The 3,928-nt window shown below is 70.1% G+C and carries 1 protein-coding gene and 1 pseudogene; both read right to left on the reverse strand.

Translation table 11 applies throughout. The features are described 5' to 3' along the window. Positions 1-1,603: pseudogene (locus MTR62_RS20285) on the reverse strand (hypothetical protein); the annotation flags it as partial. A 12-nt stretch (positions 1,604-1,615) separates the two neighbouring features. Further along, positions 1,616-3,928: GH92 family glycosyl hydrolase (locus MTR62_RS20290; protein WP_244024360.1), on the reverse strand; the 2,313-nt coding region annotated here is incomplete at its 5' end.

The following is a 3,928-nucleotide window of genomic DNA, read 5'->3' on the forward strand; positions in this document are numbered from 1 at the left end:
CCGCCTCGGCCGTGCGCGCCGAGCCGCGCTGCGCGGCTTTGGCCAAGGCTGCCTGCGCGGCCGCGTTGGCCTGTTGCGCTGCGCGCCAGCGGCGCTGGACCAGTGCATCGTAAAGCGCGCGGTAGCGATAGAGGTCGAACCGCCAGTCGGCCCAGTCGGCAGGCTTCAGGCGCGCGATCCGGGCCAGCGTGGACGCGATTGTACGGTTTTGTGCCGGGTCGCCCTGCCAGTTGGTTTCGAGCGCCTGGGGAAGGGAAGCGAAACGATCATCGCCGATGAAGAGGCGGGCATAGGCGCGCGCGATGGCCTGAGGGGAACGCTTCGGGTCCCAGCCGAGCGCGAGCCACTGCGCGAGGTTCCAGTCGTCGTTGACGCCTTCGGAATAGGCGACGAAGCCCCGTGTGCCGGGCATCTGCGCGGCAAAGGCGGCGGCCATCGCGCGCGGGCGCGGATCGATCGGTTCGCGCCCTTCGGTCAGGGCGAAGGCGGGCGACCAGTCGGCGATCGGCAGCTGCGCGTGCATCGTGTGCGCGGTGTCGGGGTAGAGTTCGAGGGAGATGCTGGCGCCGAGCAGCCGGTGGTGCTGGGCCATCGTCGCGCGGGTCTGGGGACCGACGAAGACCGCGCTGAGCCAGTCCGGCTTTTGCTGGACATGCCGGGTGAAGGTGTCGAAGTCCCTGGCGTCGAAGCCCTGGCTCGAAACGAGGATCTCGGCCTTGGCAAAACGGGCGTGGATGACCTTGGCCAGTTGCGCGAGCAGGCGCAGCAGCACATCGGGCGCGGTGTGGCCGGGGTCGCCGCCGGGAAAATAGACCGCGTCGAGCGCGGGAAAATCGGCGAGGAGGGCGTTGAGGTCCGCTACTTCGGCGCGCACGGCGCCCGGATCGGTATAGTCGCGAAGCAGGGGTAGATAGAGCGCGACTTCAAGTCCCATCGCGTGGGCGTGGCGCGCGGTCGCCAGGATCGCCGCGCGCGCAGGCAGCGGCGCAAGCGGCGACGTGGCGGCATCGTCAGATACCGGGCCGATCAACTGGACGCGGTTTGCGCCCAGCAGCGCCAGATCATCGACATGGCGCGCCAGCATGGTGGCATCCCACGCGTCGAAGGTGTTGTTCTTGGCGCGAATCCCGATCTGGTCGCCGCGCACAGGGTAAGCCGGCCGTTCGTGCACCGGAGCGTCGAGATCGAGCGTGCGGCCCGACAGGTGGGCGAGCAACCAGCCCGCGCCATAGACGAAGCCGCGCGTCATCGAGGCGCGCAGGACCAGCCCGGGTGTTGCGCGCGTGCTTCCTTCGGGGGTGAGAGTGAATCCTTCGCCGAGCCCTTCGGCCTGCTCCAGGCGGATCGGTGTGCAGCCGGGCCCGGATCGGGAGGAGGTGAAATGGCGCGCCTTCAGCCGCTCGGCGAGCAGGCGCGCGGCGGGGCGGGCGGAAACCGCGTCATTTTCGTCGCCTGCCTTGGTCTGTGCCCCATCGTCTGGCGCGCTGATGCAGATCGTCGATGCCAGTCTGGTCGCCGCCTCGGCTTGCCCCGGTGCCCCGCCCAAGGCCAGAGCGAAGGCGATGGGCATGGCGCAAGCCATGAGGGGGGCGCGGCGGATCATGCGGCGGCTCGTTCAGGCCCGCTTGGGGGCTGGCGGGCGGGCCGATGCGGCGCGGCCGAAGCGCGGGTCGGGCCTGGCCTGCATGTGGAAGGTCAGCTCGCCGCCCTCGATGAGTTCGGCGTGCGAAATCCAGCACCGCTCGAGCGGCTTGCCGTTCCAGTCGACCCGGCCGTAGTACGGCTTGTCCGGCGCGTTGCCCAGCGCGCGGATGGTCAGGCTGCGGCCGCCGTCCAGCTGGACGCGCGCGCTGTCGAACAGCGGGCTGCCCAGGATGTAGATCGTGCTCACCGGGTCGACCGGGTAGAAGCCGAGCGCGGAGAGGATGTACCACGCGCTCATCTGGCCGCAGTCGTCGTTGCCGATCACGCCGTCGGGATCGGCCTTGTACATTTCGGTCAGCAAGCGGCGCACCATGCCTTGCGTCTTCCAGTGCGCGCCGCACCAAGCATAGAGATAGGCGACGTGGTGCGAAGGCTCGTTGCCGTGCGCGTACTGGCCGACGAGGCCCGAGATGTCCGGCGGGGCGTTGTCGGGCAGGGTGGAGGGCGCGGTGAACAGCGCGTCGAGCTTGGCCTCGAAGGCACGTTCGCCGCCCATCGCGGCCATCAGGCCGGGAACGTCGTGCTGGTTGAGGAAGGTCGCCTGCCAGCCGTTGCTCTCGGTGTAGTCGCGCCAGCGCTTGGGGTCGTGGCCAAGCTGGACCGGATCGTAGTCGGCCCAGAACGTGCCGTCGGCAAAGCGCGGTACGGCAAAGCCTCGGCGGGTGTCGAACACGTTGCGCCAGTTGCCCGAGCGCGCCGCGAGCCGCCTCGCCGCGTCGCTCTCGCCGATCGCGGCGGCAATGTGGGCCGAGGCGTAGTCGTCGTAGCTGTATTCGAGCGTGCGGCTCACGCTTTCGAACATCGTGTCGGCGGGGATGTAGCCGCGCGCATCGTAATCGGGAATGGCGCGGCAGTTGTCCATCACCGGAGTGCTGAAGTCGAAACTGCGCCGCGCGATGCCCGGCCAGGCGGCGGCGTAGTCGGCCGGGATGCCCTTGGCCTGCGCTTCGGCAAGGACGGGCACCGCGTGCCAGCCGATCATGCAACCGGTTTCCACGCCCTGAAGCGGCCAGACGGGCGGACCGTACGGGCTCTGCGCGGTCTGGCGGATGAGGTCGGCGACCATTTCGCGCGCGCGTTCGGGGCGCAGCAGTGTCTGCAACGGGTGGAAGGCGCGGTAGGTGTCCCACAGCGAATAGGCGCTGTAGGCGGTCTCGCCGGCGGGAAGAGCGTGGATCTGCCGGTCGAGCCCGACATAGCGCCCGTCGACGTCGGAAAACAGCGTGGGCCCAAGCGCGGCGTGGTACTGTGCGCTCTGGAAGATGGTGCGCTCGGCCGCGCTGGCGCCGGATACGGTGATGCGCGCGAGTTCCTGCGCCCAGGTCGCCGTCGCCGCTGTGCGCACGCGGTCGAACGCGAAGTCGGGCGCTTCGGCGGCGAGGTTGGCCTTGGCGCCGGCGATGTCGACCGCCGAAACCGCGGTGCGCACGACGATCGGCTGCGCGCCTGCATCGGGGAACCAGGCCACGGCCTTGAGCCGCTTGCCGGTGACGGCGGTCGTGCCCGCAGGGGCTTCGTCGGGACCATCGGCGTAGAAGGTCACGCGCTCGGGCGGGCGGGAGAACTGCATGGCGAAGTAGATGCGCCGGCCCTTGGCCCAGCGGAACACGCGGCGTGTGCCGGTGAGGGTGGTGCCGTCCTCCCAGGTCAGTGCGGCTTCATCGATCAGCGGGGCATGGTCCGAGCTGTCCTGCACAAGGTGCGAGAGGTCGATCAGCAGATGGCCCGGCCCGGCCGGGAAGGTGTGGCGCTGCAGACCGGTGCGCTGGGTCACGGTCAGCTCGCTGCGCACGCCGTTTTCGAGCGCGACGGCATAATAGCCGGGCTCGGCGTGTTCCTGGGTGTAGCGCAGGCGGTAGCCCTCGTCCGGCGTATCGAGCGCGCCGGGCTGGAGGCGCAGTGGCCCACGGCAGGGCTGGACCAGCACGTCGAGCATGTCGCCGATGCCGGTGCCCGAAAGGTGGGTGTGGCTAAAGCCCATCAGCGAAGCGTCGCCGTGGTGGTAGCCCGAGCAGGTCGCCCAGCGGGTGACGTCGGTATCGGGGCTGAGCTGGACCATGCCGAACGGGAGCGAGGCGCCGGGGAAGGTGTGGCCATCGCCCCCGGTGCCGATGAACAGATCGGGCGCGGGGGGCGCCTTGGCCGGGGCGCCCTTGCCGTTCTTGCCGTTGCGCGCGGGTGCGGGCGCGAGGGCCTGGAGCGGCGCGGCGCCGAGTGCGGGAGC

Origin of the sequence: Novosphingobium organovorum (assembly GCF_022832435.1) — a bacterium.
Lineage (GTDB): Bacteria > Pseudomonadota > Alphaproteobacteria > Sphingomonadales > Sphingomonadaceae > Novosphingobium > Novosphingobium organovorum.